Raw genomic sequence first — 16,599 nt, 5'->3', positions numbered from 1 at the left:
GAACATGCCCGCCCGTTCCGCTGGTGACGCATTTGCCGCCGCCTCGCCGCGCCCCGCTCGCAGCCGCCGCGCGACGGTTGCGCGAGGCTTCGTCACGGGAATGCTGTCGGGAATGGTCCGGCAGGGGCGGGATCCCGCGCCGTTGCTCGCCGAGACGGGGGTGGACCTTGCAGACGCTGCCAGACGCATCCCGATCGACCGCTACGCGGCGCTGTACAACCTGATCGGGCGCGAGATGGACGACGAGGGCTTTGGCCTGTTCGCGCAGCCGATGCGCTCGGGCAGCTTCGAGTTCCTGTGCCGCAGCATGCTCGGTGCGGCGACGCTCGGCGACGCGCTCGATCGCGCCGCGCGCTTCCTGCGCATCGTGCTGCCCGATCTTGCGGTGAGCGTGCGGCGCGGCGACGGCGACGAGCGCGCCGAACTGCGCATTTCGGAGACGCGCCGGCTCGCGGATCGGCGCGGCGATCCGGCCCGCGTGTTCGCGTTCGAGTGGCTGCTGCGGCTGATCCACGCGGTTTCGTGCTGGCTCGTCAGCCGCGAGCTCGCGCTCGACTCGGTGCATTTCCCCTACCCCCGCCCGCCGCACGCCGACGACTACACACTGGTCTATACGGAACATTCGTTCTTCGACGCCGGCACGCTCGTCGCGCGGCTGCGCGACAACCTGCTCGACCTGCCAGTCCGCCGCGACGACGCCGCGCTCGCCACCTTCCTCGACGGCGCGCCGGGCAAGATCACGATGCTTTACCGGCGCGACCGCGACATGGTGTATCGCGTGCGCGACCTGCTGCGCGACGCCCTGCCCGACAACCTGTCGCTCGAGGCCGTCACCGACCGGCTGCACCTGTCACCGCGCACGCTGCACCGCCGGCTCGAGGAGGAAGGCTCGAGCTTTCGCACGATCAAGGACGCCCTGCGCCGCGACATCGCGCTGTCCCGGCTGACGAAAACCGCCCTGCCGATCGCGCAGATCGCCACCGAGCTCGGCTACGCCGATCCCTCGGCGTTCTATCGTGCCGTGGTCGCCTGGACCGGGATGTCGCCGGAGCGGTTTCGGAAGCAGTTGCTGAATCAGGGCGCGGGGGCGGACCTCCAGGCTCCGGCGCCGCCGCGCCCTGCGGTGCGTCCCGTGAGGTAGTCGGCGCGTGCTCGCCAGCGGAGATGACTAGAATGGGCAAGCCCTACAACCCAGCCGACCCGGGGGATGCACGCCTGATGTTGCGCAACACGCCGACTCCGCCTGCAAAAGGCGGCCCGCCGCCGCCGAAGCCGTCGTCCCACGAGCTGCGCCGCTACGATCTCCTGCTCGCCGGCCTCGACCTGCTCGACCAGGCGATCGCCGTCTTCGATGCGACGCCGAAGCTCGTGACGTGGAACAAGGCGATGCTGCGGCTGCTCGACTTCCCCGAGAAGATGGTCCACGTTGGCACGCCGTTCGAGGAGTTCGCGCGGTTCAATGCCGAACGCGGCGAATACGGCGAAGGCGACGTCGACCAGCTCGTCGCCGAACGCATGGCGGCCGCGCGGGCGTTCCTGCCGCACTACGCCGAGCGCGCGCGGCCGAACGGCAAGATCCTCGCGATCCGCGGCGTGCCGATCCCCAATCTCGGCTTCGTCTCGCTATGGACCGACATCACCGAGCAGCGCCGCTACGAGGACGTCATCCAGCGGCAGAACGCCGAACTCGAGGCGCGCGTCAAGGCGCGCACGACCGAACTCGAGGGCGCAAACGCGCGGCTCGCGCAGGCGCACGCCGAGGTCGACGAGATCGCCGGCGCGCTGCGGCGCTCTGAAGAGCGGCTGAAGCTGATCATCGACTCGATCCCGGCGCTGATCGCGTACGTCGATCGCGGCGAGATCTACCAGTTCGCGAACCGCGGCTACGCCGAATGGTTCGGCCTGACCAAGGACGCGATCGTCGGCCGCAGCATCGAGAGCGTGTTCGGCGCCGCGCTGTACCCGCTGGTCGTCGAGCAGTTGAAGGTCGCTGCGACCGGCGAGCGCGTCAGCTACGAATATTCGCGCAAGCTCGACAACGGGCGCACCGTGCACGCGCGCAGCGTCGTCGTGCCGGAAGTATCCGCGCAGGGCGAGGTGGTCGGCTATTTCGTGCTGTCGAGCGACATCACCGAACAGAAGGCGAGCCAGGCCGCGCTCGTGCAGGCGCAGAAGATGGAAGCCGTCGGCCAGCTCACCGGCGGTCTCGCACACGACTTCAACAACCTGCTGACGATCATCATCGGCAACTTGTCGGAACTGAAATCGAAGCTGCCGCCGGGCGGCCCCGCCGGCGAGCACCTCGACCCGGCGCTGCACGCGGCGCGGCGCGGCGCCGACCTGATCAAGCGGCTGCTGACGTTCTCGCGCGGCCAGGGACTCGAACCGGCCGCGGTCGAGGTCGGCGCGCTGGTGCTCAACATGGCGCAACTGCTGTCACGCTCGCTGACCGAGAACATCCGCCTGCAGACGCGCCTGCCGCCGGCGCCGCTGTACGCCTTCGTCGATCCGCACCAGCTCGAGAACGCGCTGCTGAACCTCGCGCTCAACGCGCGCGACGCGATGCCGGACGGCGGCGAGCTGACGATCGCGATCAGCGAGCGCCACATCCCCGCGAGCCTGGCGATGCTCATCGAGCTGCCGGCCGGCGACTACGTGCAGATCGACGTCACCGACACCGGCAGCGGCATCGACGCGAAACTGCTGCCGCGGCTGTTCGAGCCATTCTTCACGACCAAGCCGTTCGGCCAGGGCAGCGGCCTCGGGCTCGCGATGGTGTATGGCTTCGTGCGCCAGTCGGGCGGCAACATCCGCATCCGCAGCACGCCGGGCTCGGGAACGACAGTGACGTTCGTGCTGCCGCGCGCCGTCGGCGCGACGCCGCCGACGACGGATAAACGCCCATCCCCGGTGCAGCGCGAGCGCAAGGTGGCCGGACCGGTGCTGCTCGTCGAGGACGACCCCGAAGTACGCCGCGTCATCCGGCTGCAGCTGACCGCGCTCGGCCACCCCGTCATCGAGGCCGCCGACGGCGTCGAAGCGTGGAGCCTGATCGAGTCGGTCCCGGAGATCGCGGTCCTCGTCACCGACACCGTGATGCCCGGCGCGATCGGCGGTCGCGAACTGGTCGCACGTACCCGCGCGCTGCGTCCGCGGCTGCCGATCCTGATGATCACCGGTTACGCCAGCGACAATGCGCTCGCCGGCACGGCGCAGCTCGACGTACCGGTGCTGCGCAAGCCTTTCGACCAGGACACGCTCGCGACGAGCCTCGCCGCGATCCTGGATGTTCCGGCAACCACTGAGGACCTGCCCCCCCGATGACCGACAACGCGTCTGTGCCGCCGCTTATCCTGGTTCTCGAGGACGAAGCGGACATCGCCCGCCTGATCTGCGGCGCGCTCGCCGACTACGGCTTCCGCAGCGAACACGTCGCGACCGGTCGCGAACTGCTCGCCCGCGCGCGGAAGGCTTCCCCCGACCTGGTGATCGTCGACCTCGGCCTGCCGGACATGGACGGCATGCAGGTCGTGCGCGAACTGCAGGACGGCAGCCCGTGCGCGGTGCTGATCCTCACCGGCCGCAACGACGTCACCGACCGCGTCCTCGGACTCGAGCTCGGCGCCGACGACTACCTCGTCAAGCCGTTCGAACCGCGCGAACTCGTCGCCCGTGTGCGCTCGATCCTGCGCCGCTACCAGCGCGCCGCGTCGCCCGATCCGGGCGCCGACGAACGCAATGTCGCGGTCTTCGCAAACTGGCGCTTCGATACCGGACGGCTCGCGCTGGCCCGCCCCGGCGAACCCGAAGTCAGCCTTTCGGCTGCCGAAGCGGCGCTGCTGCTCACGCTGCTGCGCCGGCCGAACAAGATCCTGAGCCGCGAACAGCTGCTCGGCGAGCGCGACGTCGACCCGTTCGACCGCAGCATCGACGTGCGCATCTCGCGCCTGCGCCGCAAACTCGACGACGACCCGCAGCAGCCGAAGCTGATCAAGACGGTGTATGGCGCGGGCTATCTATTCTCGGCGCAGGTGCGATGGGAATGACGGCACGACGACGGGTGCAGGCAAGGACGAGCCGTCCCAGAAAACCCAACGGGTCACGCGTTTTCTTGCATGAAGGAACTGCCTCGTCACGCAAGCACGCCCTCTCAATGCCATAAAAATAAACTTCAGCTACCTGCCCGCCACAACGGAATGCCACAGATGAACGAGTTGGTCTTTTTCGAAGCCGAAGGTGAATCCATCCAGGTGCGTATCGAGCAGGAAACGGTCTGGCTGTCGCAGGAGCAGATCGCACGACTGTTCGAACGCGACCGCTCGGTGATTACCAAGCACCTGCGCAACGTGTTCAGGGAAGGCGAACTGGACGAGGCGGCAGTATGTGCAAATTTTGCACGTACTGCTTCCGACGGAAAAACCTACCAGACGCGCTTCTTCAACCTCGATGCCATCCTGTCCGTGGGCTACCGCGTCAACTCCAGGCGCGGCACCCAGTTCCGCCAATGGGCCAGCCGCGTACTCAAGGAGTACCTCACCCGCGGCTACGCCCTCGACCGCCAGCGCCTGGAACACAACGCCCGCGAACTCGAAGCCGCGCTGCAGCTCGTGCGCCGGACCCTCGCCCACCCCGAACTGGGGCAGGAAGCCGGGCGCGGCCTGGCGGAAATCGTCGTGCGCTACACCCAGACCTTCCTGTGGCTGCAGCGCTATGACGAGGGCCTGCTCACCGAGCCGCGCGGCCATCCCGGCGGCGAGCTGCCTTCGGTGACCGAGGCGCGTGCCGGGATCTCCAATCTCAAGACCGACCTGATGGCCAAGGGGCAGGCCAGTGCGCTGTTCGGCATCGAGCGTGAAGACGGCCTCGCCGCCCTCCTCGGCAACCTGGACCAGACCGCCTTCGGCGAACCGGCCTACCCCACGCTGGAGTCGCGCGCCGCCCACCTGCTGTATTTCATCGTCAAGAACCACCCCTTTACCGACGGCAACAAGCGCATCGGCGCCTTCCTCTTCGCCGGCTTCCTGCATCGCAACGGCCGCCTGTTCGACACCGACGGCAGCCCGGTGATCAATGACGTCGGCCTCGCCGCCCTGTCGCTCCTCGTCGCCCAGTCCCGCCCCGACGACCGGGACGTGCTGATCCGCCTGCTCATGAACATGCTCGCCGGGAACGGCACATGACTACTTCCCAGCCGAGCGGGCTCGCCAATACCCGGTACGCGTGATCAAGGCGAGGGAACTGCCCGACCTCAAGCAGACCCTGCTTGCCTGGATGCGCCCCTGATCCAGCCAATCCCTATAATTCTTACCAAATCCTCATCGATCACCGAGGTCATCATGCAAGCTGCAGCCACCCTGTCAAACAAGTTCCAGATCTCCATCCCGAAGGCAGTGCGCGAAGAACAGCACTGGCAAGCCGGGCAGGAATTCGTCTTCATTCCGAAAGGCAAGGGGGTATGCTGATGCCCATCCCCGAGTTCGAGTCGCTCGCGGGCATCTGACACATCGAATATTCGCGGTCGCCCGAAGTCCGCCTCATGACCTTCCCCCCTCGCCCGTTACCACTTCACCTTCCGCCAGGCCAACCCGCTGCATCTGCCCGACTACGCCGGATCGCTGCTGCGCGGGCAGTTCGGCGCCGCGCTGCGGGCTAGAGCAAGATTCAGAATGCTGTAATTTTACCAAGGGCGGGCGAGCCGAGCTTTTCGAGGTGCCCCATTGTCATAAACGAATTCCTATTTTTGCCCTATGAACATGACGCCTTCGGTACGCGCACCATTTAGTGCGGCCGCGACCAACGTATCGCTGGACCCTGCAAGAGTTGCGATCCCGCGGAATGTCTGCCCAGCATAGGCGCACGGAGAGGATCCAAATTTCAGGGTCATGTTAAAGACGTTTCCTCGTGACCTCGGGGTGAGATTGCCTGATAGCTGACAGCCCGAAGCAGCAGCGGCTATAAGGCCTGAGGACGAAATTCTGACTGTCGCCCCTTCGATGCCGAATTCTGTCGCAACCGAGCCAGCATAGTGGCCCGCAATACCGGCGAGGCTGCTTGGTGTCTCCCAAGCGGTTGAATATGTAGCAGAAAATTTCGACTGCGCACCGTTACTGTAACTCCCAGTTCCATTCATTGTGTTCTGAGGATCATAGCTCGCTGAAAAGGATCCTGAAAAAACATCTAACTCTTCCAAGCTAAAGTCACGGAGGTTCGTCGACGAGAAAGTACCGTTAGCCGAATTACCAGAGCCCTGAACCACTCCGCCCATAAAACTATGATTATTAGATAACGTGTAGAAGACGTAGTACGCACCATCATCAAGGACAAAGCCGGTCATGCGCCGATTATCCTCAGATACCCCAGTCCACATGCCCTCCGCAGTGTTGGGACCCGAAGCGCCATCCCCGCCTTCTATATTCGTAACGACAAAACTTTGCTTTGCTTGGCTCCACTCAAGGATCGCCGCCTGACCCACTGATGGGAAATTTTCGACCTGAATAGTTTTGGTCGCACCGCTTAGGAATGGAGTTCCTCCTGATCGTACCGTGTTGAACGTTCTGCGCTCCATGAGAGCGCCATCCGAAAATACGGAAATCTCGTGAACTCCTGGCTCTGGAATATTGTAGTTATAGAGAAGAGAGAACCCGGTACCTGCGTGACCGCAAATGTCCACTGTGTCATTTCTAATGCTTCCGACCCCTGACTTCCCGAGAGATACTCCGTCAATGAAAACGGTGACTTCGCTTGCACTACAATGCCATCCAGACACCAAGGAGATTCCAGATTCATTAGCCCCCGGTTGTGGATTCTCAAGATAGCCTTGCGCGGAAGCAGCGAGCGGCAAGAAAATAGCAAGCAGAGGACTTATTTTCACGCTTTTATTCCAAGTATGATAAATCGGTTCGAATATTCCAAAAAGATTATATCTGACGGTAAAATTGTCCGCAACGAAACCGTGTTTTTATGCATATCGATAGAACGTCCACCAGAATTTCAGGCATCCGTGCAAGTGGTAACTGATGCCCTGAAATCAAGGGATCAAGGCTTTTCCTCGGCGAAGCCATTCTCTGTAACCAGCAGTCCTCGTCAGCGCCGCCTCACCGCCAGTTCCGACGCCGGCTCCACCGCCCCCGGCGACAGCGCGCCGATCTGCGTCGGGCGGCCGGCGTACAGTCCGAACACGGCCTGGATCGCGGATATCGTCGCGCACAGCAGCAGCGCGGCGGACCAGCCGCCGAAGGTGTCGTAGAGCGCGCCGACGAGGGTCGGGCCGACCGCGGCGAGCAGGTAGCCCACCGCCTGCGCCATGCCCGACAGCGCCGCCGCCTGGTGCACGCTGCCCGCGCGCAGGCTCATGAAGGTCAGCGCGAGGATCAGGCAGGCGCTGCTGCCGAAGCCATAGACGATGCACCACACGACGCTCCAGCCCGGCAGCGCGATGAAGCCGGCGAGGCCGGCCACGGCGAGGGCCGAACTCAGGAACGCGGCGGCGCGCTGATCGGTCAGGCGATGGATCAGCGGCACCGCGAGCACGCCGGGGACCACCGTGGCGAGCTGCAGCAGCCCGTGCAGCGAGCCGGCGGACGCCGCGGAATAGCCGTTTTGCTGCAGGATCGCGGGCAGCCAGCTGATGACGACGTAGTAGACGAACGAATTGAGCCCCATGAAGGCCGTCACCTGCCACGCCAGCGGCGAGCGCCATATCGGGATGGCGGGCGACGCCGCGGCCTGCTGCACCGGGCGCGTCGCGCTGCGCAGTTGCGGCAGCCACACCACCGCACTGAACGCGGCAAGAACAGCCCAGATTCCCAGCGCGAAAGTCCAGCCGTACGACGACAGGCCGGCCAGCGGAATCATCACCGCCGAACACAAGGCGGCGGTCACGCTCATCGTCACCGCGTAAAGCGACGTCATCGTCGAGACCTTCGCGGCGAAGTCCCGCTTCAGCAGGCTCGGCAGCAGGACATTGCACAGCGCGATCGCGCTGCCCAGTATCACCGTGCCACCAAACAGCCCCCACGCGGTATTCGACGAACGGACGACGATGCCCATCGTCAGCAGCAGCAGCGCCCCGAACAGCGTGCGCTCGAGCCCGTGCCGGCGCGCGAGGCCGGCGGCGAGCGGCGAGACGAGCGCGAACGCGAGCAGCGGCAGCGTCGCCAGCACGCCGGCCTGCGTGGCGTTGAAACCGAAGCTGCGCTGGATATCGGCGAGCACCGGGCCGACGCCGGTGACCGGCGCGCGCAGGTTCGCGGCGATCAGCAGGATGCCGACGATGAGGAGGCCCTGGGCGGCAGGCGGCGTGACGGAGGTGTGCGGTTTCATGCGAATCCACGTGGAAGAATGGGAGATGGATTCGATTCTAGAGGGTGGCCGGTTATCTGAATCTCGATATCTTGACGGTTAATATCTTGATCCTGCCTCCACACGAGCCTTCCCTTCATGTCCGACCTTCTTGACAGCCTGGCGCGCTTCGACCCGGACGAGCTGTACAGCCCGGCCGTGGCGCTGACCGTCGACATCCGCGACAACAGCCGCGAGCTGCCGGTGCACCGGCACCGCAAGGGGCAGCTCGTCCTGGCGGCGCGCGGTTCGGTGACGTGCGAAGTACCCTCCGGCCTGTGGATCGTGCCACCGCACGGCGCGGTGTGGATCCCGGGCGGCATGCCGCACACCAACCGGGTGTCGCTGAATGGCCGCATCTGCCTGCTGTTCGTCGAGCCCGACGCGGCGGCGTTGCCGGCAGGTTGCTGCACGCTGTCGGTGAGCCCCCTGCTGCGGGAGCTGATCCAGCGCCTCGTCGAACTGCCTCGCAGCTATTCGGCCGACAGCCCGACCGGTCGCCTCGTCGCGGTGCTGCTCGACGAGCTCGTGCAGATGCCGGCCGAACAGCTTCATCTGCCGATCATGGCCGACCCGCGCCTGCGCCGCATCGCCGACGCGCTGATGGACGATCCGTCCGACCGCAGCACGATGGCCGAATGGGCACGGCGCGTGTCGATCGGCGAGCGCACGCTGGCGCGCCTGATCGTCGGTGAGACCGGCATGACCTTCGGCCGCTGGCGCCAGCAGCTCCACATCGTCATCGCGCTGCAGCGCCTGTCGGCGGGGATGACGGTGCAGGTGGTCGCGCAGGATCTCGGCTACGAATCCGTTAGCGCCTTCATCACGATGTTCAAGAAAGTGCTCGGCAAGCCGCCGGCGCGCTATCTCGTCGAACGCGGGGAATCGCTGCGGCTGCGGCGCGCAACGAGCGAGTCCCGGCCGTGACATGGGGGAGCAGGACGGCGGTGCGGGACCGGACGGCCCGGTACGGGGCTCATGCACCGCCCTCGTCCGTTCGCTACAATTCCGGCTTTGGTTTCCTTCCCTCGCCCGAATTCAGGAGATTCCCCAAATGACCCACCGCCCGTTCAAGATCCTCGGCATCCAGCAGATCGCCATCGGCGGCCCGAGCAAGGAGCGGCTCAAGACCCTGTGGGTGGACATGCTCGGGCTGGAAGTCACCGGCAACTTCGTCAGCGAGCGCGAGAACGTCGACGAGGACATCTGCGCAATGGGCAAGGGGCCGTTCAAGGTCGAAGTCGACCTGATGCAGCCGCTCGATGCCGAAAAGAAGCCCGCGGTGCACGCGACGCCGCTCAACCACGTCGGCCTGTGGGTCGATGATCTGCCGGTCGCGGTCGAGTGGCTCACGGCGCAGGGCGTGCGGTTCGCGCCCGGCGGCATCCGCCGCGGCGCGGCGGGCTTCGACATCACTTTCCTGCATCCGAAAGGCAATGACGAATTCCCGATCGGCGGCGAAGGCGTGCTCGTCGAACTGGTGCAGGCGCCGCCGGAAGTCGTCGACGCATTCGCGCGCCTTGCGGGCTGACCGGCAGGATCGTCGCTTTGACGAGACGGCGCCGGCCTTCGGTTTGACCCGAACGCCGGCGAATGTACGACCCGCGACGCAGGCAGACTTCAGCAGGCGGCCGACAGCTTGTCGTCGCGGATCGCCTCGTACTCGTCCTCCCAGAACCATTTTTCGTCGCCGAACGCCGGCTTCAGGTGGTCGAACCACGTCGCCTGCGCGTCGAACTTCGCGAAGAACGGCCGCTGCACCCAGTCCGGGTTTCGTCCCTGGATGAAGCGCAGCACGAAGACTTTCTCGCCGGCGACTTCCGTCACGCCCTGGATCTCGACCTTGCCGGGGCTCGCGCTCATGCTCGGGCCACGGGCCGTACGCCCCAAGCCCGATACCTGCTGCATCGCATCGCGGTAAATCTCCCACGCACGCACGAGCGGCACTTCGAAGTAGTTGCGCGCGCCGGTGTCGCGCTCGACGAACATGTAGTAGGGCACGATGCCGAGCCGCACCTGCGTCTTCCACATCCGCGCCCACACGTCGGGATCGTCGTTGAGGTGGGCGATCAGCGGCCCCTGCCCACGGATCACGACGCCGGCCTTGCGCAGCCGCCGCACCGCGGCCTGCGTCGCCTCGGTGTCGAGTTCCTTCCAATGGTTGAAATGCGTCATCAGCGCGACGTGCTTGCCCGCCTCCGTGAGGCGTTCGAGCAGCGCGATCAGCTCGTCGGCATCATCGGCGCCGAGGAAGCGGTGCGGCCAGAACGTCAGCGCCTTGGTGCCGATGCGGATCGTCTGGATGTGGTCGAATTCCGGCTTGAGCAGCGGCTCGAGGTAATCCCGCAGGTGGCGCGTTTTCATCACCATCGGGTCGCCGCCGGTGAACAAGAGGTCGGTGACTTCGCGATGATGGCGCAGATAGGCGTGCAGCGTCTCGGCTTCGGACGACGCGATGCGCAGCTCCTTGTCGCCGACGAACTGCGCCCAGCGGAAGCAGAACGTGCAATAGCTGTGGCAGGTCTGGCCCTGGCTCGGGAAGAACAGCACGGTCTCGCGGTACTTGTGCTGAATGCCCTCGAGGCGGTTGCCGTGCTCGTCGCGCGGCATGTTCATTTCCATCTGGTCGGCGGGGTGCGGGTTCAGCTCGTGGCGCACTGCGTCGACCGCCGCGTCGACATCCTTCTTGTCCGCGCCGCGCTCGAGCAAAGTGGCGATGCGGTCGAAATGTTCCGGCGCGAGCATGCCGCGCTGCGGGAACGTCAGCTGGAACATCGGATCGGCAGGGATGTTGTCCCAGTCGATCAGTTCGTCGATGACGTACTGGTTGACGCGAAACGGCAGCACCGACGACACGACTTTCATCTCGAAGCGCTGCGCCTCCGAGAGCTTCGCGAGCGGCACGATCTGGTCGAAGTCGCGCTGCGTGTAGACTTTGAACGGCACCGGCTCGAAGCGCGCGGCGTTGAAAGTGATCGGGCGGGTAAGGGACTGGGCTTGGGCCGTCATGGATGTCTCCTGATCTCGTTCCGGACCGGCACGCGAAGTCCCCGCGAAGGCGATCAAGGGGTAATGCGCGGTCCGTCGAACGTTGGTCTTGTGGCGGCGGTACAGGACGTCGCGAAGAAGTGAGCGACCCGCTGCCGTTCAGGAACGAACGCCGGCACGCAGCAGGCGTTCGTGAAGCGCAGCCATAATATCTCACAATTTATATTTGGGCAAATATTGAAATGCGAGCATCGACGCCACGACCAGGCGCCGCGCTGCCAAGAGATTGCCCGGGATCACTCTCCGGCCACATCGATCATGATCACGTCAACGAGAAGAGTGTGGCGCGGATGCGGAAAGAGAGAAAGGCGGAAAGGGAAAAGAAAAAAGGAAAAAGAAAAGGGCTCACCTCGAGGAGCCCTTTTCCCAGACCGCCCCCACCAGGATCGCGCGGCCGGGTTATCGCAGCGGAACCGCCGTTACTCGAACTCGACGATCACCTCGTCCACCGCGAGGCTGGCGCCAGCCGTGGCGACGATCTTCTTCACCTTGCCGTCCTGCTCGGCCTTGAGGACGTTCTCCATCTTCATTGCCTCGATGACCGCAAGCTTCTCGCCCGCCTTGACCTCCTGACCTTCGCGCACCGCGATCTCGCGCAGCAGCCCCGGCATCGGCGACAGCAGGAAACGCGACAGGTCCGGCGGCACTTTGGTCGGCATCAGCGCCTGCAATTCCGCCCACCGGGCGCTCATCACCAGCAGCACCGCGTGCGTACCGTTGTGCGACAGGCGATAGCGCAGGCCGGTGCGGGCGACCTGGATCGTGAACGGCTTGCCGTTGAGCGTACCGTTCATCAGCGCGTCGCCGAACTTCCAGTCGGTGCGCACCGCGAACGTCTCGCCGGCGAGCTTCACGTCGTAGCCACCCACAGCCGGCACGACCGTCACAAGGCTGCGTTCATCACCGCGCATCACCGTGTATTTGTCGCTGACGATCCGCTCGTGGCCCGGCATCTGCCCGGAGATCTGCGCGTCGCGGTCCTCGAAATGGCGGTGCAGCGCGGCGGCGGCCGCGATGAACAGCGTCGGGTCGTCGTGCGGCACCATCGAAGCGTCGAAGCCCTTCGGGTACTCCTCGGCGATGAACCCCGTGTTGAAGTGCCCCGAGACGAAGCGCGGATGCTGCATCAGCGCGGCCTGGAACGGGATGTTCGAACTGATGCCGCGGATCACGAACGCGTTGAGCGCGTCGCGCATCCGCTCGATCGCCTGGTCGCGGTTCGCGCCGTGCGTGATCAGCTTCGCGATCATCGAATCGTAGAACATCGAGATCTCGCCGCCTTCATACACGCCGGTATCGACGCGCACCTGGCCCTCGACCGAAACAGGCGGCTGGAATTTCACGAGCCGCCCGGTCGACGGCAGGAAGCCGCGGAACGGGTCTTCGGCGTTGATGCGGCACTCCATCGCCCAGCCGTTGAGCGGGATGTCTTCCTGGCAGAACGCGAGCTTCTCGCCGGCGGCGACGCGAATCATCTGCTCGACGAGATCGAGCCCCGTGATCATCTCGGTGACCGGGTGCTCGACCTGCAGCCGGGTGTTCATCTCGAGGAAGTAGAACGACTTGTCGGCGCCGACGACGAATTCCACCGTGCCGGCCGACTGGTATTGCACCGCCTTCGCGAGCGCGACCGCCTGCTCGCCCATCGCGCGCCGGGTCGCCGCGTCGAGGAACGGACTCGGCGCCTCTTCGATGACTTTCTGGTGGCGGCGCTGGATCGAGCACTCGCGCTCGTGCAGGTACACGACGTTGCCGTGCGCGTCGCCCAGCACCTGGATCTCGATGTGGCGCGGCTCGAGCACGTATTTCTCGATCAGGATGCGGTCGTCGCCGAACGCGGTCTTCGCTTCGTTGCGGCACGACGTGAAGCCTTCGAAGCACTCCTGGTCGTTGAATGCGACGCGCAGACCTTTGCCACCGCCGCCTGCCGAAGCCTTGATCATCACCGGGTAGCCGATGCCCTTGGCGATCTCGACCGCCTGCTCGGCGGTGTCGATCGCGTCGGCGTAGCCCGGAATCGTGTTGACCTTGGCTTCCTTGGCGAGCTTCTTCGACGCGATCTTGTCGCCCATCTGGCCGACCGAGTAGTGCTTCGGCCCGATGAAAACGATACCTTCTTCCTCGAGCCGGCGCGAGAACTCGGCGTTCTCGGACAGGAAGCCGTAACCCGGGTGTACCGCTTCCGCGCCGGTCTGCTTGCACGCGGCGATGATCTTGTCGATGACCAGATACGACTCTTTGGACGCCGCCGGTCCGATGCACACGCCTTCGTCGGCCAGGTCGACGAACAGCGCGTCGCGGTCGGCCTCGGAATACACGGCAACGGTCTTGATGCCCATTTTGCGGGCGGTCTTGATGACGCGGCAGGCGATTTCACCGCGGTTTGCGATCAGGATCTTCTTAAACATTGGCGGTCTCCGCGGTGAAATCGCCTCGGCACGCTGCGCGTGCAAGGCAATGTGACTTCGTCGCTGCGCCGCTGCGCGGCTGGTCACCCCGGTTCGCGATCAGAATCTTCTTGAACATTTCTTACCTCAATTCAGAGCGATGAACGGTCAGAGCGGGATGTTGCCGTGCTTGCGCCACGGGTTGTCGAGCTGCTTGTCGCGCAGCATCGCCAGCGAGCGGCAGATCCGCTTGCGCGTGTTGTGCGGCATGATGACGTCGTCGATGAAGCCACGGTGGGCCGCGACGAACGGGTTCGCGAACTTTTCCTTGTACTCGGCTTCGCGCGCGGAGATTTTCGCCGGGTCATTCTTTTCCTCGCGGAAGATGATCTCGACCGCGCCCTTCGGCCCCATCACCGCGATCTCGGCCGTCGGCCAGGCGAGGTTCACGTCGCCGCGCAGGTGCTTCGAGCTCATGACGTCGTAGGCGCCGCCGTAGGCCTTGCGCGTGATCAGGGTGATCTTCGGCACGGTGCATTCGGCGTACGCGTACAGCAGCTTCGCGCCGTGCTTGATGATGCCGCCGTACTCCTGGCTGGTGCCGGGCATGAAGCCGGGGACGTCGACGAACGTCACGACCGGAATGTTGAACGCGTCGCAAAAGCGCACGAAGCGCGCCGCCTTGATCGAGCTCTTGATGTCGAGGCAGCCGGCGAGCACCAGCGGCTGATTCGCGACGATGCCGACTGTCTGGCCTTCCATGCGGCCGAAGCCGATCAGGATGTTCTTCGCGTAGTCCGGCTGCAGCTCGAAGAAGTCGCCTTCGTCGACGATCTTCGCGATCAGTTCCTTCATGTCGTACGGCTGGTTCGCGTTTGCCGGCACCAGCGTGTCGAGCGACTCGTCGACGCGGTCGGCCGGGTCGGCGGTCGGCTTGACCGGCGGCTTCTCGCGGTTCGACAGCGGCAGGAAGTCGATGAAGCGACGCAAGCCGGCGAGCGCTTCGACGTCGTCCTCGAACGCGAGGTCGGCGACGCCCGACTTCGTCGTGTGCGTCACCGCGCCACCCAGCTCCTCGGCAGTCACTTCCTCGTGCGTGACGGTCTTCACGACTTCGGGGCCGGTCACGAACATGTACGACGAGTCCTTGACCATGAAGATGAAGTCGGTCATCGACGGCGAGTACACCGCGCCGCCGGCGCACGGGCCCATGATCAGCGAGATCTGCGGGACCACGCCCGACGCCATGACGTTGCGCTGGAACACGTCGGCGTAGCCGCCGAGCGAATCGACGCCTTCCTGGATGCGCGCACCGCCCGAGTCATTGAGCCCGATCACCGGCGCGCCGACTTTCATTGCGTGGTCCATGATCTTGCAGATCTTCTGCGCGTGCGTCTCGGACAGCGACCCGCCGAACACCGTGAAATCCTGCGAGAAGACGAACACCAGCCGGCCATTGACCGTGCCGTAGCCGGTCACGACGCCGTCGCCGGGCACCCTTTCGTCCGCCATGTCGAAGTCGGTGCAGCGGTGCTCCTTGTACATGTCCCACTCTTCGAAGCTGCCCTCGTCGAGCAGCAGTTCGATGCGCTCGCGTGCGGTAAGCTTGCCCTTCGCATGCTGGGCGTCGATGCGCCGCTGGCCGCCGCCGAGACGGGCTGCCTCCCGCTTTTCCCGCAGCTGGCGGATGATGTCGTGCATTGAAAACCTCCTTGTGCTTCGCTTTTGGCGGCGCCGAAATTTCGTTTTCCGCGCTACTGTGACGGTTTTTCCATATAGCCGAGCAGGCGCATCGCGGCGGCCGACGGCGTGGTCGCGCCCTCTTCGACCGCGCGGGCAAGCCCGGGCAACTCGTGCTTCACCTGCGGGTGGCTGCGAAAGCGGCTGCGCAGGCCGCCGTCGATCATTTCCCACATCCACGCGAGCGCCTGATGGCGGCGCTTCGCGTCGAACTCTCCGGTCGGCCTCAGCGTGTCCCGGTAGCGCTTCACTTCGTCCCAGAACCCGGCGACACTGTCCTTCTGCAGCGCCGACAGCGTCAGCACCGGCGGCGTCCAGTTCGGCGACGCGTGGCGGAACATCATCAGCGCACTCTTCATCTGGGATTTCGCGAGCTGCGCCGCGCGCGCATCGATGTCGGCCTTGTTGATGACGATCAGGTCGGCGATCTCCATGATCCCCTTCTTGATCGCCTGCAGGTCGTCGCCGGCATTCGGCAGCTGCAGCAGGCAGAAGATGTCGGTCATGCCGGCGACGGCGGTCTCCGACTGGCCGACGCCGACCGTCTCGACAATGATCACGTCGAAGCCCGCCGCCTCGCACACGAGCATCGTCTCGCGCGTCTTCGCTGCGACGCCGCCGAGCGAACCGGCCGACGGACTGGGGCGGATATACGCTTCGGTGCGCTGCGACAGCATCTCCATGCGCGTCTTGTCGCCGAGGATCGAGCCCCCGGTCACCGAAGACGACGGATCGACCGCGAGCACCGCGACGCGATGCCCCTGTTCGATCAGGTACAGGCCCAGCGCCTCGATGAACGTCGACTTGCCGACGCCGGGCACGCCGGATATGCCGATGCGCAGCGCATTGCCGCTCGCCGGCAACAGCGCCTCCATTACTTTGTGCGCGCGCGCCTGATGGTCCTCGCGCGACGACTCGATCAGCGTGATCGTCTTCGCCAGTGGGCGTAGTTGTCCGGCTAGCACGCCGTCGACCAAGGCGCGGTCGGCGGCGTCGAGCTCGGGCACGAAATCGGCCCTGGATTCCGGCAGGCGTTCGGATTTGTTCATCGGCATCGATACGTCGGGTGCATCACTTCGCGGGA

At 65.1% G+C, this 16,599-nt stretch carries 13 protein-coding genes; 7 read left to right on the top strand and 6 right to left on the bottom strand.

Annotation, left to right across the window (positions count from 1 at the left end):
* Nucleotides 1-4 precede the first annotated feature (4 nt).
* From pbN1_RS11290 to pbN1_RS11270, 5 genes are all read left to right on the top strand, one after another.
* On the top strand, nucleotides 5-1,141 hold the full coding sequence (locus pbN1_RS11290; protein WP_169201720.1) for an AraC family transcriptional regulator: 1,137 nt from the start codon (nucleotides 5-7) through the stop codon (nucleotides 1,139-1,141).
* A 77-nt stretch (nucleotides 1,142-1,218) separates the two neighbouring features.
* The gene (locus tag pbN1_RS11285) at nucleotides 1,219-3,324 is read left to right on the top strand and encodes a PAS-domain containing protein (RefSeq protein ID WP_169201777.1); all 2,106 of its coding nucleotides are present in this window, start codon (nucleotides 1,219-1,221) and stop codon (nucleotides 3,322-3,324) included.
* Nucleotides 3,321-4,046, top strand: a complete 726-nt coding sequence (locus tag pbN1_RS11280; protein ID WP_169201721.1) for a response regulator transcription factor — start codon at nucleotides 3,321-3,323, stop codon at nucleotides 4,044-4,046. The genes pbN1_RS11285 and pbN1_RS11280 overlap by 4 nt, the downstream gene beginning before the upstream one ends.
* 159 nt (nucleotides 4,047-4,205) lie before the next feature.
* Nucleotides 4,206-5,180, top strand: coding sequence for a virulence RhuM family protein/type II toxin-antitoxin system death-on-curing family toxin (locus pbN1_RS11275; RefSeq protein ID WP_169201722.1), 975 nt, complete (start codon nucleotides 4,206-4,208; stop codon nucleotides 5,178-5,180).
* 156 nt (nucleotides 5,181-5,336) lie between these two features.
* Nucleotides 5,337-5,462, top strand: coding sequence for an AbrB/MazE/SpoVT family DNA-binding domain-containing protein (locus tag pbN1_RS11270; RefSeq protein ID WP_210147476.1), 126 nt, complete (start codon nucleotides 5,337-5,339; stop codon nucleotides 5,460-5,462).
* A 272-nt stretch (nucleotides 5,463-5,734) separates the two neighbouring features.
* Here the strand turns inward: pbN1_RS11270 and pbN1_RS11265 are convergent, their stop codons facing one another.
* Both pbN1_RS11265 and pbN1_RS11260 read right to left on the bottom strand, forming a co-directional pair.
* The gene (locus pbN1_RS11265) at nucleotides 5,735-6,871 is read right to left on the bottom strand and encodes a hypothetical protein (RefSeq protein ID WP_169201723.1); all 1,137 of its coding nucleotides are present in this window, start codon (nucleotides 6,869-6,871) and stop codon (nucleotides 5,735-5,737) included.
* A gap of 212 nt (nucleotides 6,872-7,083) precedes the next feature.
* The gene (locus tag pbN1_RS11260; RefSeq protein WP_169201724.1) at nucleotides 7,084-8,322 is read right to left on the bottom strand and encodes a CynX/NimT family MFS transporter; all 1,239 of its coding nucleotides are present in this window, start codon (nucleotides 8,320-8,322) and stop codon (nucleotides 7,084-7,086) included.
* Nucleotides 8,323-8,439: 117 nt separating this feature from the next.
* Here pbN1_RS11260 and pbN1_RS11255 point away from each other — a divergent pair, with 117 nt between their 5' ends.
* Nucleotides 8,440-9,267 carry an AraC family transcriptional regulator gene (locus pbN1_RS11255; protein ID WP_169201725.1) on the top strand — a complete coding sequence of 276 codons (828 nt, stop codon included), beginning with the start codon at nucleotides 8,440-8,442 and terminating at the stop codon, nucleotides 9,265-9,267.
* 127 nt (nucleotides 9,268-9,394) lie between these two features.
* Entirely contained in the window at nucleotides 9,395-9,871 is a 477-nt protein-coding gene (locus tag pbN1_RS11250) for a VOC family protein (protein WP_169117398.1), read from the top strand.
* 89 nt (nucleotides 9,872-9,960) lie between these two features.
* On the opposite strand, the gene pbN1_RS11245 is transcribed toward pbN1_RS11250, so the two are convergent.
* The 4 genes from pbN1_RS11245 to meaB form a co-directional block, all read right to left on the bottom strand.
* Nucleotides 9,961-11,349: a KamA family radical SAM protein gene (locus tag pbN1_RS11245; protein WP_169201726.1), complete on the bottom strand. Its 1,389-nt coding sequence runs from the start codon at nucleotides 11,347-11,349 to the stop codon at nucleotides 9,961-9,963.
* A 458-nt stretch (nucleotides 11,350-11,807) separates the two neighbouring features.
* The gene (gene accC / locus pbN1_RS11240) at nucleotides 11,808-13,796 is read right to left on the bottom strand and encodes an acetyl-CoA carboxylase biotin carboxylase subunit (protein WP_169201727.1); all 1,989 of its coding nucleotides are present in this window, start codon (nucleotides 13,794-13,796) and stop codon (nucleotides 11,808-11,810) included.
* A gap of 147 nt (nucleotides 13,797-13,943) precedes the next feature.
* Nucleotides 13,944-15,476 carry an acyl-CoA carboxylase subunit beta gene (locus tag pbN1_RS11235; RefSeq protein WP_169201728.1) on the bottom strand — a complete coding sequence of 511 codons (1,533 nt, stop codon included), beginning with the start codon at nucleotides 15,474-15,476 and terminating at the stop codon, nucleotides 13,944-13,946.
* Nucleotides 15,477-15,529: 53 nt separating this feature from the next.
* Nucleotides 15,530-16,570: a methylmalonyl Co-A mutase-associated GTPase MeaB gene (gene meaB / locus pbN1_RS11230; RefSeq protein WP_168954470.1), complete on the bottom strand. Its 1,041-nt coding sequence runs from the start codon at nucleotides 16,568-16,570 to the stop codon at nucleotides 15,530-15,532.
* Nucleotides 16,571-16,599 lie beyond the last annotated feature (29 nt).

It is taken from the genome of Aromatoleum bremense, assembly GCF_017894365.1.
Lineage (GTDB): Bacteria > Pseudomonadota > Gammaproteobacteria > Burkholderiales > Rhodocyclaceae > Aromatoleum > Aromatoleum bremense.
This window is presented reverse-complemented; position numbering and strand designations above follow the sequence as displayed.

Bases quoted from the DNA above. Each gene is read 5' to 3' on its own strand.
- meaB (WP_168954470.1), bottom strand. From the start codon at position 16,570: ATGCCGATGAACAAATCCGAACGCCTGCCGGAATCCAGGGCCGATTTC.
- pbN1_RS11270 (WP_210147476.1), top strand. From the start codon at position 5,337: ATGCAAGCTGCAGCCACCCTGTCAAACAAGTTCCAGATCTCCATCCCG.
- pbN1_RS11235 (WP_169201728.1), bottom strand. From the start codon at position 15,476: ATGCACGACATCATCCGCCAGCTGCGGGAAAAGCGGGAGGCAGCCCGT.
- pbN1_RS11280 (WP_169201721.1), top strand. From the start codon at position 3,321: ATGACCGACAACGCGTCTGTGCCGCCGCTTATCCTGGTTCTCGAGGAC.
- accC (WP_169201727.1), bottom strand. From the start codon at position 13,796: ATGTTTAAGAAGATCCTGATCGCAAACCGCGGTGAAATCGCCTGCCGC.
- pbN1_RS11250 (WP_169117398.1), top strand. From the start codon at position 9,395: ATGACCCACCGCCCGTTCAAGATCCTCGGCATCCAGCAGATCGCCATC.
- pbN1_RS11275 (WP_169201722.1), top strand. From the start codon at position 4,206: ATGAACGAGTTGGTCTTTTTCGAAGCCGAAGGTGAATCCATCCAGGTG.
- pbN1_RS11290 (WP_169201720.1), top strand. From the start codon at position 5: ATGCCCGCCCGTTCCGCTGGTGACGCATTTGCCGCCGCCTCGCCGCGC.
- pbN1_RS11260 (WP_169201724.1), bottom strand. From the start codon at position 8,322: ATGAAACCGCACACCTCCGTCACGCCGCCTGCCGCCCAGGGCCTCCTC.
- pbN1_RS11255 (WP_169201725.1), top strand. From the start codon at position 8,440: ATGTCCGACCTTCTTGACAGCCTGGCGCGCTTCGACCCGGACGAGCTG.
- pbN1_RS11245 (WP_169201726.1), bottom strand. From the start codon at position 11,349: ATGACGGCCCAAGCCCAGTCCCTTACCCGCCCGATCACTTTCAACGCC.
- pbN1_RS11285 (WP_169201777.1), top strand. From the start codon at position 1,219: ATGTTGCGCAACACGCCGACTCCGCCTGCAAAAGGCGGCCCGCCGCCG.